At 62.8% G+C, this 15,094-nt stretch carries 18 protein-coding genes; 7 read left to right on the forward strand and 11 right to left on the reverse strand.

Annotated features, from left to right (window positions below; translation table 11 throughout):
* Positions 1-48: 48 nt before the first annotated feature.
* The gene (locus B6V73_RS11640) at positions 49-321 is read right to left on the reverse strand and encodes a DUF2282 domain-containing protein (RefSeq protein WP_088725317.1); all 273 of its coding nucleotides are present in this window, start codon (positions 319-321) and stop codon (positions 49-51) included.
* Between the two features lie 154 nt (positions 322-475).
* On the opposite strand from B6V73_RS11640, the gene B6V73_RS11645 reads away from it, so the two are divergent.
* Positions 476-1,024: a sigma-70 family RNA polymerase sigma factor gene (locus B6V73_RS11645; protein ID WP_088720049.1), complete on the forward strand. Its 549-nt coding sequence runs from the start codon at positions 476-478 to the stop codon at positions 1,022-1,024.
* Entirely contained in the window at positions 1,021-1,650 is a 630-nt protein-coding gene (locus tag B6V73_RS11650) for a DUF1109 domain-containing protein (protein WP_088725318.1), read from the forward strand. The genes B6V73_RS11645 and B6V73_RS11650 overlap by 4 nt, the downstream gene beginning before the upstream one ends.
* A gap of 3 nt (positions 1,651-1,653) precedes the next feature.
* On the opposite strand, the gene B6V73_RS11655 is transcribed toward B6V73_RS11650, so the two are convergent.
* The 3 genes from B6V73_RS11655 to B6V73_RS11665 all read right to left on the reverse strand — a co-directional run bounded on the left by B6V73_RS11655 (position 1,654) and on the right by B6V73_RS11665 (position 5,335).
* Positions 1,654-2,439, reverse strand: coding sequence for a 3'(2'),5'-bisphosphate nucleotidase CysQ (locus B6V73_RS11655; RefSeq protein ID WP_088723525.1), 786 nt, complete (start codon positions 2,437-2,439; stop codon positions 1,654-1,656).
* A complete protein-coding gene (locus tag B6V73_RS11660; protein WP_088725319.1) occupies positions 2,426-3,775 on the reverse strand; it encodes a metallopeptidase TldD-related protein in 1,350 nt (449 codons plus the stop codon). Before B6V73_RS11660 ends, B6V73_RS11655 begins: the two co-directional genes overlap by 14 nt.
* A gap of 69 nt (positions 3,776-3,844) precedes the next feature.
* The gene (locus B6V73_RS11665; protein ID WP_168174889.1) at positions 3,845-5,335 is read right to left on the reverse strand and encodes a DUF2125 domain-containing protein; all 1,491 of its coding nucleotides are present in this window, start codon (positions 5,333-5,335) and stop codon (positions 3,845-3,847) included.
* 118 nt (positions 5,336-5,453) lie between these two features.
* Between B6V73_RS11665 and B6V73_RS11670 the strand changes: the two genes are divergently transcribed.
* Positions 5,454-6,071 (forward strand): enoyl-CoA hydratase/isomerase family protein, encoded by a 618-nt coding sequence (locus B6V73_RS11670; RefSeq protein ID WP_088719978.1) that lies wholly within the window; start codon positions 5,454-5,456, stop codon positions 6,069-6,071.
* Positions 6,072-6,131: 60 nt separating this feature from the next.
* On the opposite strand, the gene B6V73_RS11675 is transcribed toward B6V73_RS11670, so the two are convergent.
* The 4 genes from B6V73_RS11675 to B6V73_RS11690 all read right to left on the reverse strand — a co-directional run bounded on the left by B6V73_RS11675 (position 6,132) and on the right by B6V73_RS11690 (position 8,992).
* The gene (locus B6V73_RS11675; protein WP_075776688.1) at positions 6,132-6,473 is read right to left on the reverse strand and encodes a DUF2853 family protein; all 342 of its coding nucleotides are present in this window, start codon (positions 6,471-6,473) and stop codon (positions 6,132-6,134) included.
* Between the two features lie 100 nt (positions 6,474-6,573).
* On the reverse strand, positions 6,574-6,918 hold the full coding sequence (locus tag B6V73_RS11680; protein ID WP_075776687.1) for a TraR/DksA family transcriptional regulator: 345 nt from the start codon (positions 6,916-6,918) through the stop codon (positions 6,574-6,576).
* Between the two features lie 99 nt (positions 6,919-7,017).
* A complete protein-coding gene (gene ahcY / locus B6V73_RS11685) occupies positions 7,018-8,409 on the reverse strand; it encodes an adenosylhomocysteinase (RefSeq protein WP_075776686.1) in 1,392 nt (463 codons plus the stop codon).
* Positions 8,410-8,482: 73 nt separating this feature from the next.
* Positions 8,483-8,992, reverse strand: a complete 510-nt coding sequence (locus B6V73_RS11690) for a hypothetical protein (RefSeq protein ID WP_075776685.1) — start codon at positions 8,990-8,992, stop codon at positions 8,483-8,485.
* 130 nt (positions 8,993-9,122) lie between these two features.
* Here B6V73_RS11690 and B6V73_RS11695 point away from each other — a divergent pair, with 130 nt between their 5' ends.
* Complete coding sequence (locus B6V73_RS11695; RefSeq protein ID WP_088725321.1) at positions 9,123-9,503, forward strand: hypothetical protein; 381 nt, start codon at positions 9,123-9,125, stop codon at positions 9,501-9,503.
* A gap of 88 nt (positions 9,504-9,591) precedes the next feature.
* Entirely contained in the window at positions 9,592-10,176 is a 585-nt protein-coding gene (locus B6V73_RS11700; RefSeq protein ID WP_088725322.1) for a hypothetical protein, read from the forward strand.
* A gap of 54 nt (positions 10,177-10,230) precedes the next feature.
* Here the strand turns inward: B6V73_RS11700 and B6V73_RS11705 are convergent, their stop codons facing one another.
* From B6V73_RS11705 to B6V73_RS11715, 3 genes are all read right to left on the reverse strand, one after another.
* Positions 10,231-10,545, reverse strand: coding sequence for an H-NS histone family protein (locus B6V73_RS11705; protein ID WP_075776682.1), 315 nt, complete (start codon positions 10,543-10,545; stop codon positions 10,231-10,233).
* Positions 10,546-10,611: 66 nt separating this feature from the next.
* Positions 10,612-11,166: an ActR/PrrA/RegA family redox response regulator transcription factor gene (locus tag B6V73_RS11710; RefSeq protein ID WP_088725323.1), complete on the reverse strand. Its 555-nt coding sequence runs from the start codon at positions 11,164-11,166 to the stop codon at positions 10,612-10,614.
* Positions 11,167-11,229: 63 nt separating this feature from the next.
* Entirely contained in the window at positions 11,230-11,892 is a 663-nt protein-coding gene (locus tag B6V73_RS11715) for an SCO family protein (RefSeq protein ID WP_088725324.1), read from the reverse strand.
* Between the two features lie 105 nt (positions 11,893-11,997).
* Between B6V73_RS11715 and B6V73_RS11720 the strand changes: the two genes are divergently transcribed.
* Positions 11,998-13,380, forward strand: a complete 1,383-nt coding sequence (locus B6V73_RS11720) for an ActS/PrrB/RegB family redox-sensitive histidine kinase (RefSeq protein WP_088719983.1) — start codon at positions 11,998-12,000, stop codon at positions 13,378-13,380.
* A gap of 96 nt (positions 13,381-13,476) precedes the next feature.
* A complete protein-coding gene (locus B6V73_RS11725; RefSeq protein WP_088725325.1) occupies positions 13,477-15,075 on the forward strand; it encodes a PAS-domain containing protein in 1,599 nt (532 codons plus the stop codon).
* The last annotated feature ends 19 nt before the right edge of the window (positions 15,076-15,094 follow it).

Genomic DNA, 15,094 nt, shown 5'->3' on the forward strand with positions numbered 1-15,094 from the left:
CATTGATGAGAAAGCAGGGCGTACGCCGACCGCACGCCCCGCTTGGGGTCACATCTCTTTCGGTTCGAGCGAGCCCATGCCGTGCGGCGTCTCGATCGAGGTGCAGGTGCCTGCCGGGACGAGTTTCCAGGCGTTGCCCTGATAATCCATAGTCGCGGTGCCGGCGCAGGTGGTGCCGGGGCCGGCGGCGCAATCGTTCTGCCCGGCCATCGCGACGCTGTAGCATTTCTCCATCGCCTGATCTTCGGCATGGGCGGCGCTGGCCAGCCCCATCGCGCATGTCAGAGCAGCGGCAAAGCCAAGGGTAGTTTCGGTCGTCATGGTAGTCTCCCTGATTGGTTGGGGCCTCTTGCGGCCCTGATCACCGTTCGCGAGAGGTCACGGCGTCGTTACGATGCTCACGCCAGCGTGAACGAAAAAAGTTTTTCGCTCCGGCTGTAACGAAGGCATGATCGCGAACGAAGGGACGGCGATGATGCATGATCGGCGGGCAGATTGGTCGCAGCTCCTGCGGGCTGCGAATGCGGGCGACAAGCGCGCCTATGGCTTGTTCCTGCAAGCCGTGACCCCCGTGCTTCGCTCGGTGGTGCGGTCGCGTGGCGGAGGGTTGTCAGAGGCTGATTGCGAGGACGTTGTGCAGGAGGTTTTGCTCGCCATCCATCTGAAGCGTCACACTTGGCGCGAAGATGAGCCTGCTGCGCCGTGGTGTTACGCAATCGCCCGGCACAAGGTGGTCGACGCCTTTCGCAAACGCGGGCGACGCATCCATCTTCCGGTCGAGGACTTCGCCGAGGTGCTGCCCGCCGCGCCTGAGGCGGATCCTACAGAAAAGGCCGATATAGAGACGTTTTTGACCCATCTGGAGCCCCGCGCAGCGCAACTGGTGCGCGCTATCGGGCTCGAAGGGAAAAGCATCGCGGAAACCGGCGATGCGTTAGATATGAGTGAGGGAGCGGTGCGGGTCATGCTGCATCGTTCGTTGAAAAAACTGGCCGCGCTTCGCGAGAGGCTGATCGAGATATGAAGACCGAAGACCTGATATCCGTATTGCAACAGGACACGTTGCACGAACCCCGCCCGAAACAGGTGCTGGGCCGCTGGCTTGTGCCGGCGCTTTTCCTGTCAGCGCTGTTCGTGATTTCGGTCTACGGTTTGCGGTTTCCGCTGCAACAGACCCTTATGACGCCGGAAATCGCCCCGAAATTTTACCTGCCGCTGGTCTTGGCCGTGCTCGTGACGCCGATGGCAGTGCGCTTGGGACGGCCCACGACGAAGGTGTCGACCGGGTGGCTCTGGATCTTCCCGGCACTCGGGGCCGCGCTTCTGGTCTATGCCTACCTGACCACGCCCGACGGGCAGCGGATGGCGGATTTCAAGGGTGAGACGATCCTGCCCTGCCTTATCTCCGTGCCGATGCTATCCTTCCCGGCCTTGGGCGCGCTTCTCGTGAGCCTGCGTAAAGGGGCGGTGACGCGCCCGGCGCGGGCCGGGGCGCTCGCGGGCCTCGCCGCCGGAGGAATGGGTACCGCGATCTACGCCTTGCACTGCACCGAGGACAGCCCGTTGTTCTACGTCACGTGGTATGGCGCGGGGATCGTCGTCGTGATGCTTGTGGGTGCTTTGCTCGGGAAGCGCGTTCTGCGCTGGTAGACCCTAATCAGGCCAAAACGCCAGATTCTCGATGAATTTCTCATGCAGGACCGGGTTGGCGACGACAAGCCCGCTCGATTGCGGCGGGGAGCGGTTGAACCGCAGCGCGCGTCCATTGCGATCCGTTGCCAGAAGCCCGGCGCGTTGGGCGATCAGGCTCGCGGCGGCGATGTCCCACTCCCACGCCGGACGCAGCGAGATCGTCGCGTCGAACCTCCCTTCGGCCACCAGACACAGCCGCCACGCCAGCGACGAGCGGAAATGGCGCTGATAATCCGGCTGACCGTGCCGCCAGAAGCTTGGATTGTCGGAGAGTTTCGAGGTCAGAACCGTCGCGCCGGACAGCACTTCTTGTGCACCGGGCCGCAGCGGCTCTCCGTTCAGGCAAGCCGGACCGTCGATCGATGCCGAATAGGTGAGATCGTGCACCGGCAGATGCACCACGCCCGCCACGACCGCGCCATCGCGCACCACGGCCAGCGCATGTGCGAAGCCGCCATCATGGGCGAGAAAGGCGCGCGTGCCGTCGATCGGATCGACGATGAAGGTCGAGCGCGCCGCAAGACGGGCCGGATCGTCGGTGCTTTCCTCGGACAGCCAGCCGTAATCGGGCCGGGCGCCGCGCAGACGCTCTTCCAGCAGCGCGTTCACCGCTAGATCGGCCTCGGACACCGGACCGGCCCCGTCGCCTTTGTCCCAGGCTTCGGGCGCTTTTTTCCAGTATGTGAGCGCGAGCGCACCGGCCTCTTTGGCGGTCTCGATGAGCAGGGGAAGATCAGTCTCCGGCAAGCGTCATCCCTTCGAGGAGAAGCGAGGGCACGATATGGCTCAGATGCATCCGCGCGTCATTCGCGGGCCGGATGCTGCGGAGCATGTCGCGCAGGTTGCCCGCGATCGTGCACTCGTTGACGGGATAGACCGGCTCGCCGTTTTCGACCCAGAAGCCCGAGGCCCCGCGCGAGTAATCACCGGTATTGGGGTTGATCGTCGCCCCGATGAAGGAGGTTACCAGAAGTCCGGTGCCCATTTCGGCCATCAGTTCCTCGCGGGTCTTGTCGCCTTGAGTCAGGGTCACGTTACCGATGCCGGGCGAGGGCGGAGAAGAGGTGCCGCGGCTGGCATTTGCGGTCGATTGCAGCCCCAGCTTGCGCGCGCAGGCGAGGTCGAGCGTCCAGCTTTTCAGCACGCCGTTCTCGACGATGGCGCGGCGCGCGGTAGCGAGCCCTTCCGCGTCGAAGGGGCGCGACCCGGAGACCCGTTTGCGATGCGGCTCCTCAATCAGCGACAGGCCGTCGGGCAGCACTTGGTCGTCCAGAGCGTCGCGCAGCCACGAGGCCCCGCGGCAGATTGCCTGCCCGTTCACCGCGGACAGCAGATGCCCGATCAGGCTGCCCGAGACGCGCTCGTCGATCAGCACCGGATAGGCGCCGGTTTTCGGGCGGCGCGGATTGGCGCGGGCGGCAGCGCGTTCACCGGCCAGTCGCCCGATCTCCTGCGCAGTTGGCAGGTCGGACTGGAAAACACGGCTCTCGGCGGCCCAGTCGCGCTCCATCCCAAGCCCCTCGCCGGAAATCGCGACGGCGGAGACAACGCGCGAACTGCGGTCGTAGCCGCCCGCGAAACCGTTGGAGGCGGCGACATGGACACGCCGATAGGAATAGGCGGCGGAGGCGGATTGAACTTGCGTGACGCCTTCGACACCGAGCGCGGCTGCTTCGGCTTCGAGCGCGTCGCTTTGCAGCGCCTCGGCGGAGGGTTCGGCGCTCGGATCGGCCAGTTCCATTCCGTCGGCATCGCGACGGTCGGTCAGCTGTGAGGGCTCGGCGAGGCCGATGAACGGATCTTCCGGCGCTTCGCGGGCCATCGCAATCGCGCGCTGGGCCATTTCCTCGAAGGTGCGCGCGGAAATATCGGAGGCGGAAACGCAGGCTTGCTTGCCACCGAGGAGGACACGCAGCCCCATCTCGACGCCCTCGGACCGCTCGGCCTGTTCGAGACGGCCTTCGCGGACATCGATCGCAACCGAGCGCCCATCGACTGCAATGGCATCGGCGGCCGGGGCGCCTGCGCGCTTCGCGGCCTCGAGCAGCGATTGGGTCAGATCGGAGAGGGAGGGCTTGGTCATTTCCACCTCGTGAGAAAAACGCGAAGCCGCCCGGAGATCCGGACGGCTTCGCGCCGTGGGTTTCAGTGTTTACTGGACGCGTTGGCCGTTGACGAGGATTTCCCCGCCATCCTTGAACTCGACCTGCGACGCGTAGGCGTCGTCGCCCGTGGGCTTGGCGTAGAGGCCCAGCATCATCCGCCCGAACATGATCTGATCCTGCGGCACGAGGCCCATCGAGACCAGCTTGTCCATCAGCGCGTTCGCCCCGGTCAGCGTCAGGTCGATCTTGCCCGTGGGCATCGGCATCGGCCCGCCATTCTTCAGCTCCAGCGCGCCCTTGCCGTTCAGATCGGCGCCGACCATCGACAGCTTGATGTTGTTGATGTCGACGGTCTGGACCTCCATCGGGGGCGAGTCCATCGCGGCGGCGGCGGGGCTGAACAGATCCTCGGTGAGCTTCATCTTGCCCGAGAGATCCACCTGCAGCGTCGCCGGGTCATGCGGCAGATCGCCGTTAGGATCGAACATCGCCCAAATGTTGTCGGAGACCGAGACGCCGTTGAAGCCGAGCTTCGCCTTGTAGTCCTGCGCCGTATCCGCTTTTGCGACCGGCATCGCGAATGTCATGTCCGCCGACTGGATATCCGCGGTGATCGGGAAAGGCAGGTCGGGCGTGGCGATCTCGATGTGGCCGTTGTTGCTCTGACCGCCGAAGGACAGACCGTCCTTCGACATCGTGACGTCGAATTTCCCGCCCTCGTCGGTGGTCTTCTGATCGACCTTGCCGTTGGGTCCGTCCGCGGTGGTCGCCCAGTTCGAGCTGGCATAGGTCATCGACAGATCGAGGTTCGCACCGGCATTGAGCGCTTCGTCGAGCTTTTCGGAGGAGACGTCCTTGGGCATCGCGAAACTCCCCTCGTAGGAGAGATCGTTCATCTGGCCGTTCATGTTGAACGTGCCGCTGCCCTCGGGATCGGCCCCGGAGGCGGTGAGGTCGAGCGTGCCGATCGCCATCTTCGAGTCGACCGAATGCATATCGCCGTCGACGACGTGGTAATTGCCCTTGGTGTCCTTCAGCGCAAGATACATCTTGATCGGAACATCCTGCCCCTCGGCGGAGACGGTCTGGTCGAGATCCACGGTCAGTTTCGGCGCGTCGATATCGTAGGTCAGATCGCCCGGCGACCCGGAAACGATGATCTTGCTGTCGGTCTGGGTCATCGTCATCTTCATGGCGACGTCCGAGGTGTCGGTGCCCGGCTTTCCGGTCATGTCACCGGTCATCTTCTCGGGGAAAATGGTTTCCACCGTGCCGTCGCCGCGGTCGCGCAGCTTCAGTTCGGGAACGTCGAGCGTGAGGCTCATATTGTCGACATTGCGCACCATCTTCACGTCGGAGACGATGAGCGTGTCGCCCTCTCGGTTCTGACCGCCGACCATCACCTCGTAGCCGTAGGTCTGGTATTCGGATTGCCACGCCTGCCAGACCTGCTCCGCGGTTACATCCGCGAAAGAGGCCGTGGTGGACAGCAGCGAAACCACGACGGCGCCGGAACCGACGGTTTTGAGCCATGCCATAAGAGGGTACCTTTCCACTGAGAACCAAGTCGCGGCCATCCTCCTTTGGGTCAGGCCGATGGTCAAGCCTTCGCGGGGCTGCTAGAGGGGTTTCACGGGAGTTGTGAGGAGGCTGGGAATGATCCGCCACGAGATCGAGAACGGGCTGTGGCGCGTGACCATCGACCGGCCTGAAAAAGCCAACTCGCTGACCGGCGCGATGTTGGGCGAGATCGCCGATCTGGCCGAGCGTGCGGGGCGCGAGGAGGCGCGGGCTTTCGTGCTGACCGGGACCGGCAAGGTGTTCTCCGCCGGGGCCGATCTGGCAGAGGCGAAGACGGGAACGCTCGCGACCGACCCGGTCTGGGAACGGCTTTCCGGCGCGATCGCTTCGCTGCCCTGCCTGACGATCGCGGCGCTGAACGGCACTTTGGCCGGGGGCGCGATGGGCATGGCGCTCGCTTGCGATCTGCGCATCGCCGTCCCGGGCGCGAAATTCTTCTACCCGGTGATGAAGCTCGGCTTCCTGCCGCAGCCCTCGGACCCGGCGCGCATGGTCGCTTTGGTCGGGCCCGCGCGGGCCAAGATGATCCTGATGGCGGGGCAGAAGATCGAGGCCGAAGAGGCCTTGAGCTGGGGGTTGATCGACCGGATCGTGCCGCGCGAGACGCTGGACGAAACGGTCGCGACGCTCGCTGCCGATGCGCTGGGTGCGCGGGCTGCGCATGTCGCGGGGATCAAGGCGCTGATCCGCTAAGGCGAACGGCCCGGACAGGCCGGGCCGCGGGGCGTCACATTCTACGCGAGGCTGTCGCGATCAGGCGTACACGCTCTCTTTGCCGAAATGCTTGGTGAGCATGTAATAGATCACGGCGCGATACTTGTTGCGCTCGGACCGGCCGTAGGTCTCGATCACGCTGTCGATCGCATCCATCAGTTCGGGGCCGTCGGAGAGGCCGAGTTTCTTGACGAGGAAGTTGTCCTTCACGGTTTCCAGCTCCCCCTTGTCCGTGGCCGCGACGGTCGATGCATCCGCATCGTAGATCGAGGGGCCGCAGCCGATCGTCACCTTGGTCAGAAGCTCCATGTCAGGGGCCATGCCGCATTTGGATTTCAGATCCTCGGCGTATTTCTCAATCAGCTCGTCTCTTTTACCCATCTGTCCCACCTATCAGGTTGCTTTGCCCAGAAATGAAGGCAGGCGCAGGTTAAGCCCAGATAGGGAAATTACAAAGTGTAAATCCCGGACCTGTCGCGCCTCAGCCTCCGCCGCGACAGGAAACGCATTGTGTGAAGGTCGGGTCGAGTTCGAGGCGCTTCTCGGGGATCGGCTCGCCGCAGCTGTCGCAATAGCCGAATTCGTCCTCTTCGATACGCTGGAGCGCGGCCTCTATCGCTGTGATCCGATGTTTGCGGCGACCGTCGACCGCATTGGCCATCGCCTGATTCTGCAACGCGTCCATGCGCGACAGCCGACCGACGCTTTGCTGGTCCAGCTCGACGGGTTTGCGGGTCTGCGCGGTGTCCTGCGAGGCGGTGCGCAGCTCTGCCAGCTCCGCTTCCAACTGCGGTTTGAAACGCGCGGCAAGGTCTTCGGGTGTCATCGCTCTCCTCCTGTCCCAAGGAAAACCGATCATCGCCCGCGTTGCACGTAAAAAGGCCGCGCCTTGCCGCGCGGCCTTCGAAATCGCGATGTGATCCGGTCAGTAGCGGTAATGCTCGGGCTTGAAGGGGCCTTCGACCGTGACGCCGATATATTCCGCCTGATCGGGCTTGAGCTGGGTCAGCTTCACGCCGATCCGGTCCAGATGCAGGCGGGCGACCTTTTCATCGAGGTGCTTGGGCAGGATGTAGACGCCCGGCGCGTAGTCATCGCCCTTGGTCCACAGCTCGATCTGCGCCAGCACCTGATTGGTGAACGACGCCGACATCACGAAGCTCGGGTGGCCGGTGGCGTTGCCCAGGTTCAGCAGGCGGCCTTCCGACAGCAGGATGATGCGCGAGCCAGAGGGCATCTCGATCATGTCCACTTGCTCTTTGACGTTCGTCCATTTGTGGTTCTTCAGGTTCGCGACCTGAATTTCATTGTCGAAATGACCGATATTGCCGACGATCGCCATGTCCTTCATCTCGCGCATATGCTCGATCCGAATGACGTCCTTGTTGCCGGTGGTGGTGATGAAGATGTCGGCGCTGTCGACCACGTCTTCCAGCACGACGACCTCGAACCCGTCCATCGCAGCTTGCAGCGCGCAGATCGGATCGACCTCGGTGACCTTCACGCGAGCACCTGCACCGCGCAGCGAAGCGGCGGAGCCTTTGCCCACATCGCCGTAACCGCAGACGACGGCGACCTTGCCGGCCATCATCACGTCGGTCGCGCGGCGGATGCCGTCAACGAGGCTCTCTTTGCAGCCGTATTTGTTGTCGAACTTCGACTTGGTGACCGAGTCGTTCACGTTGATTGCCGGGAAGGGCAGCAGTCCCTTCTTGTGCAGATCATAAAGGCGATGCACGCCGGTCGTGGTCTCTTCCGAGACGCCCTTGATCGCGTCGCGCTGCTTGGTGAACCAGCCGGGGCTTTCCTTCATGCGCTTCTTGATCTGAGCGAACAGCGCCTCTTCCTCTTCCGAGGTGGGCACTTCGATCAGGTCGGTCTCACCGTTTTCGACCCGCGCGCCGAGCAGGATGTAGAGCGTCGCATCCCCGCCGTCGTCGAGGATCATGTTGCAGGTGCCTTCCTCGAACTGGAAAATCTGGTCGGTATAGGACCAGTATTCCGCGAGCGTCTCGCCCTTGATCGCGAAGACAGGCGTGCCGCCCGCAGCAATAGCCGCGGCCGCGTGATCCTGCGTCGAGAAGATGTTGCACGAGGCCCAACGCACATCGGCGCCAAGCGCCTTCAGTGTTTCGATCAGCACAGCGGTCTGCACTGTCATGTGCAGCGACCCCGCGATGCGCGCGCCTTTCAGCGGTTTGCTCTCGCCGAATTCTGCGCGGCAGGCCATCAGGCCCGGCATTTCGGTTTCGGCGATGTCGAGCTCCTTGCGGCCATATTCGGCCAGAGCGATATCCTTGATTACGTAATCGGCCATGCGCGGCTCCCAATCTGAATTTGGGAGCTATGTAGCACCGGGACCGTAAAGCGGCAATGAAGGCCGATCACGATCAGGTGGCGGGAAGAATCCCTTCGCGATGCAGAAGCGCTACCGGGTTCTTGCCACGCTTCCAGTCGGTGCCCGACGATACGATGCAGGAGACGTTGTCGGCGCGGGTATAGACCGCAGTCCAGGTGCCCATGAGGCTCGACGCGTAAAGCTCGACCTTGCGGTGATCGCCGAGCTGTTTCGTCATCGCGGGCTTCTCCGCGAAATCGTGATTGAGGGAATCCACCAGCTTCGCGCGCTTGTCGCAATATGGTTGGTTGGGGCTTTGTGCCTCGCCGATCGCGGTGACGTCGTCGAAGGCGGACAGATCGCCATAGGGAATTTCGGAGGGGATATCCTCCATCGGGCGCCCGTTGCCCTCGTAGCCGTCGAGCATGACCTGCCGCGCCGCTTGGGGATGCTGGGCAGGCGTCACAGCCTCGTCGCTGCGCACGGCGGCGATGGCGATGGTCGCGGGGATCGAAATGATGGCGATCCCGGCGGTAAGAAACGTGGTTTTCGAGGTTTGCATTTTCGCGTCCCCTTTTTCTCTCCGTGTCAACCCGAGAACTCGCCATGCGCGGAAATGTTCCTCTTTCTGTGACGTTTACAGCCGGATTGGCTTTGGCTAGTCACAGATACGCGCTGTATGAGAGGAGCGAATGGAGATCGATCTGGCCTGCTCGAAACCGGCGCAGCACCGCAATGCGATCGCGTTTTGCTGCGACGGCGCTTACCCGCCTTATGCGGCGCATGCGGCCGCCCAGATTGCCGCGCTCCATCCGGATCGGGATTTCGACATCTGCATCGTGAGCGCCGAGCCGGTCACACTTCCGGATTCGCCCGAGGCGTTGGGTCTGCGGCGGTGCAGTTTCGATCCGGAGCCGATATTCGCGGGCTTTTCGACGGATCGCGGACGCGGTTCGGGCATGTATGTGCGGCAGATGCTCCCGCAGATTTTTGCGGATGACATCGGCCCGACGAAGCCGTGTAAAGCGCGACCCGAGACGCCGCAGCCACGCTTTGGCCGGGCAGCAAGCTGATGAAGAAAATGCTCGTTCGGCGTCTCATCAACAGAAACAAGATGGCGCGCTATCTCGCGCGTTCTCCCGACGACTATACGGTGATCACATGAAACGCGCTTGGCAAAGGATGCTCTCGGGACGCCGGCTCGACCTGCTGGACCCGACGCCCGTCGATATCGAGATCGAGGATATCGCGCATGGTCTGGCTTTCGTGGCCCGCTGGAACGGGCAGACCTTCGGCGACTGGCCTTATTCGGTGGCCGAGCATTCGCTGCTGGTGGAGCAGATTTTCTGCCACCAGAATCCTAAGATCGCGGCGAAATGGAAATTGGCGGCGCTTTTGCACGACGCGCCGGAATATGTACTGGGCGATATGATCAGCCCGGTGAAAGCGGCGATCGGCGAAGGCTACGGCGCGCTCGATAATCGTCTGATTGCGGCGGTGCATATACGGTTTGGTCTACCCGCAGCGCTTCCCGTGCGAATCAAACGCGCTATCAAAAAGGCGGATATCGTTTCGGCGCGGTTGGAGGCCGAACAGATCGCCGGATTTTCCAAGGCGGAATCCGACAAGGTTTTCGGCAAACTCGCGCCCGAATATGCCGAGACCTTTAAAATACACCTGCGGCCACCGTCGGAAGTGCGCGCGGATTATACCGCACGCCACGAAGCGCTTCTGGCAGAGCTGTAATGCGAAAAGCCTGCCATTTCGGCAGGCCTTGCATAAAGGTATCCAACTCGAGACTCAGATCTTCAGATCGTCGAGCGATTTTCCATTATCGAGAGCGGCTTGCACCCAACGCGGCTTGCGGCCACGGCCGGTCCAGGTTTCGCTGGGATTGTCGGGATTGGCGTATTTCGGCGGCACGGTGCGGCGCGGCTTGGCCGAGCCCGAACCGGTCAATTCCGCCAACGAATAGCCCATATCGCGTGCCGCGCGCTCAAGCTGATCGATCGCTTCTTTCTTCTTGCGATCCTCGTAGCTGGAGATCGCCTTGTCGACTTGCTTGCGAAGAGCCTTGAGCTCGTCGAGGGACATATCATCTAGATTCATTTTAATGCTCCGAATTGCATATTCCGAAGCATTAAATAGAAACGTAAATTAATTAACAACCTGACCAAAACGTCAGCGGGGGCTCCGTTTGGCCAAAATCCGCTGAAGGGTCCGGCGGTGCATATTCAAACGGCGCGCGGTTTCCGAGACATTCCGGTCGCAAAGTTCGTACACACGTTGAATATGTTCCCAACGCACGCGATCCGCGCTCATCGGGTTTTCCGGCGGCGGCGGGGAGACTTCGCCTTTCGCCAATAGCGCATTCGTGACGTCAGTGGCATCGGCAGGCTTCGCGATATAATCGGTCGCCCCCATTTTTACGGCGGCCACCGCGGTCGCAATCGCCCCGTATCCGGTCAGGACCACGATTCGAGCATCGGCACGCTTTTCACGAAGCGCCTCGACCACATCGAGCCCATTTCCGTCCTCGAGCCGCAGGTCGATCACCGCATAGGCGGGCGGGTTCGATTGCACGATGGCGCGGCCTGCAGCCACGGTTTCGGCCGTCTGGGTCTCGAAGCCGCGCTTCTCCATCGCGCGCGCCAGCCGCGTGAGAAACGGCACATCATCATCGACGATCAGAAGCGATTTGTCCGGACCGATATCCGCGCTGATGTCTTCAGCCATTATCGTAACTCCCTGTCGTCGAGTTTAACGTTTGATTGGTTTTAGACGCGCGCGCCTACTCGGTCAATTTCCGGCTGCGCCGTCGGGATTGGCCTTTTTCCATGCGTCGACGAAACAGGCGACGCTGTCGGCCATCTGCTCCGGCGTGGTGTCGCGGTTGTAGTATTCCGCAAAACCGGAATCGGGGAAGACCAGGTAGCTCTGTGTCGAGTGGTCGATCAGCGTGTAGGGGTCGTTCGGATCCTGCACTTTGAAATAGGTACGATATTCCTGCGAGACCTTCTTGATCTGCTCCGACGTGCCGGTCAGTCCGATCATTTTCGGATGCATGAAATCGGTGAATTCCTTGATAAGCTCCGGCGTGTCGCGCGCGGAATCGACCGAGATGAAGACCGGCGTCACCGAATATCCGCGCTTTTCGAGGAGGCTCACGGCCTCGGCGTTGCGTGCGCTGTCGAGCGGGCAGACATCGGGGCAGTAGGTATAGCCAAAATAGAGAATGCTCGGCTCGGTGATGACATCCGCATCGGTCACCTCCTTACCGTTCTCGTCGGTCAGCGTGAAAGGACCGCCAATCTCGCCCGCGCCGCCTGCGACGACACTCTGGCGGCATTGCGCGAAAATATCGTCGTCCTGGCTGCGGGTCGCCGCGAACCAGGTAACGCCAAGGCCGATGACCACGATCGCCGAAGCGCCGATGGCGGAAATTTTCGCAATACGGTTCATATTGTCACTCCTCTCACGGCTGCATTGATCGCGCGGCGGGCGGCGATTATCAATGCTTTCATGCCGCCAATTCCGGCGATGTGCGCTTTGGACGCGGGAGACGACATGGCTCAACGCCTCGAGGCCCAACCCGGCCCGGCCGAGATTCACCACGACTGGGTGCGCCTCCGGACGCTGATCTTCCTGCGCTGGACCGCGATCGTGGGACAGCTTGGCGCGATTTTCGTGGCCTATTTCGTTTATGATATCGCGTTGGATCTGGCGCTGTGCCTCGCCACGGTGGCGGCAGCGATCGCGGCCAATCTCGTGGCGATTTTCCTGTTTCCCGACACCAAGCGCCTCACCCAGCCCGAAGCGGCGGCGACGCTGATGTTCGACATGGCGCAGCTCGCGCTGCTGCTGTCGATTACTGGCGGGATGAACAACCCCTTCGCGTTGCTCATTCTGGTGCCCGTCACCATAGCGGCGACCGCACTGGAGAGATCGGCCACGATCCTTCTCGGCCTTGCGACAATGGTGATGATCTCGATCGTCGCCGTGGTCTACCTACCTTTGGTCAGCAAGACCGGCGAGGTGATCGCGGTGCCGGACGTGTTCGAATTCGGCTACTGGCTTTCGATCATCATCGGCGTCGCCTTCCTCGGGGCCTATGCCCATAAGGTGGCGAGCGAAGTGCGCTCCATGGGCGATGCGCTCCGCGCGACGCAGCTCGCCTTGGCGCGCGAGCAGAAGCTGACCGATCTCGGCGGCGTCGTCGCGGCCGCCGCGCATGAGTTGGGCACGCCGCTTGCGACGATCAAGCTGGTCAGTTCGGAGCTGGCAGACGAGCTCGAAGACAGCCCCGATTTGCGCGACGACGCGCTCCTGATCCGCGAGCAGGCCAATCGGTGCCGCGACATCCTCCATTCCATGGGTCGGATCGGCAAGGACGATCTGCATATGCGCAGTGCGCCGATCGTCGCCGTTCTGCGCGAAGCGGCGGACCCGCACATGGAGCGCGGGATCGAAATTCATTTCGACGCCCATCCGATTGTCGAGGGGCTGGAGCGTCAGCCGACGATCTACCGCTATCCCGAACTGATCCATGCGCTGCGCAATTTCATCCAGAACGCCGTCGATTTTGCCCAATCCACCGTCTGGGTCGAGGCGGAATGGGATGACGAAGAGATCACCGTGCGGATCAGTGACGACGGCAAAGGCTATCCAGCGAGCGTGCTCAACCGGATCGGCGATCCCTTCCTGCAACCGCGGGCAAATGCGGCGGAACGCAAAGGTTACGAGGGGATGGGGCTTGGCGTGTTCATCGCGAAGACCTTGATCGAGAGGACCGGCGGGCGGCTCACCTTTTCCAACGGGGACGTACCCTTTGCGCCCCGCGCCGCAGCGCCTGTGCGCTCCGGCGCGGTTGTGGAGGTCGTCTGGCCCGCTACCCGCCTTCTGGCACGGGACGAGGCAGGGCTTGGCCTGAACCAACCGATCGCGGTCTGATCCCCATCGACGCCTGCATGCTCGACGTGAGTTAACGTCGGCTTAACGATTCTCCCGCACCTTCGACCTCGCGACAGGTTTGAAAGGCCGAAGGATATGAGGACTGCATGGCTCGAGGCGGCGATGATCGCGCTTACCTCGGTGGGCGCGGCTTTGGTCGGATTGCTGCTGACATGGATTGCCGTGGGGCGCGGGCCGAGGCGCAAGCTCACCCCCGCCGCGCGGGAGGACGTCGAGGAGGTGGCCTTGCTGTTCGATGATGAGGCGCTTGTGGATGCGACACCGCCGGCGCGGCGCTTGCTGGAAACGATGCCCGTCGGGGTGACCGATTGGGCCCGTTTCACCGCCTTCGCCGCGCCGCGGTTTCCGGAGTTTCAGTCCCGGATCGCGCGGCTCTCCGAGTTCGCGCGGCTCGAGATGACAGAAACCGCGACCCGTGGCGACAAACCGCGACTGCGCCTGACTGCCGAAAACCTGCGCGGCCTGGCGCGGATCACCCTCATCGATCCGGAGGGCGAAGGGCAGGGCCAGCGCGTCGACAACCTCTCGCTCCGGGCGATGGAGGACGAGTTGGAGATGATGCGCGCCACGCTCGACCGTTCCCCCGTTCTGATCTGGCGGATCGAGAAAAATGGCGAGCTGACCTGGGCGAACAGAGCCTACCTCCTGCGCGCAGGCGCCTTCGACGCGGATGAAGAGGGGTTCGGCTGGCCGCTGCCGAAGCTGTTCACGCTGCCGCCGGACGCGTTCAGCGGCGGCGGGCCCCACCGGCTCGAGCTGACCTCGCCCGCGCCAGGCGCTTCGGATGTCGCGACCTGGTTCGACTGTCATTCCGTCGTGCTCGAAGGTGGTACGCTCCATTTCGCGCTCCCCGCCGAGGCTGCCGTCCGGGCCGAGCAGGCGCTGCGCGATTTCGTCCAGACCCTGACCAAGACCTTTGCCGATCTCCCGACCGGGCTCGCCATTTTCGACCGGGACCGCCAGCTGAGGCTGTTCAATCCCGCATTGAGCGACCTGCTTCAGCTTGGCCCGGAATTCCTCGCCACGCGCCCTACGCTCTACGCATTTCTTGACAGGCTGCGCGAGACCAAAATGGTGCCCGAGCCGAAGGACTACCGAAGCTGGCGGCAGGAAATGACCGAGCTGGAGCGGGCGGCCGCCTCGGGGTTCCACGCCGAAACATGGAACCTGCCGGGCGGGCAGACCTATCGCGTCACCGGACGCCCGCATCCGGACGGGGCGGTGGCGTTCCTGTTCGAAGACATCTCCTCGGAAGCGTCCCTAACCCGGCAGTTTCGCGGTGAAATCGAAATGTCTCAGGAGATCTTGGACAGGATCGGGGACGCGATCGCGGTGTTCCGTCCTTCCGGCGAATTGGCGATATCGAATGCTGCCTATGGCGCGCTCTGGGGCGTCGATCCCGAGGCGACGTTGGGCCGGGTGACGTTACTCGATGCTGTAAAGCAATGGCAGGCCTGCGCCGAACCCAGCGCTTTCTGGTCGTGGCTGCAAAACCTCGCGCGCGAAATCGGCGCACGCGAGAACCTGACCGAAGAGATTACGTTGCTCGACGGTCGGCGGGTAACCTGCCGACTCGAGACGCTCTCGGGCGGGGCGTTCCTGCTGCGTTTCGCTGTTGCCGAGACTTCCGACACGCCGCCGCCACGTAAGGCCGAGGCCATCATCGCTCAGTAAGGCTAGCCGCTTGGCAAAA

Source organism: Thioclava sp. JM3, assembly GCF_002213185.1.
GTDB lineage: Bacteria > Pseudomonadota > Alphaproteobacteria > Rhodobacterales > Rhodobacteraceae > Thioclava > Thioclava nitratireducens.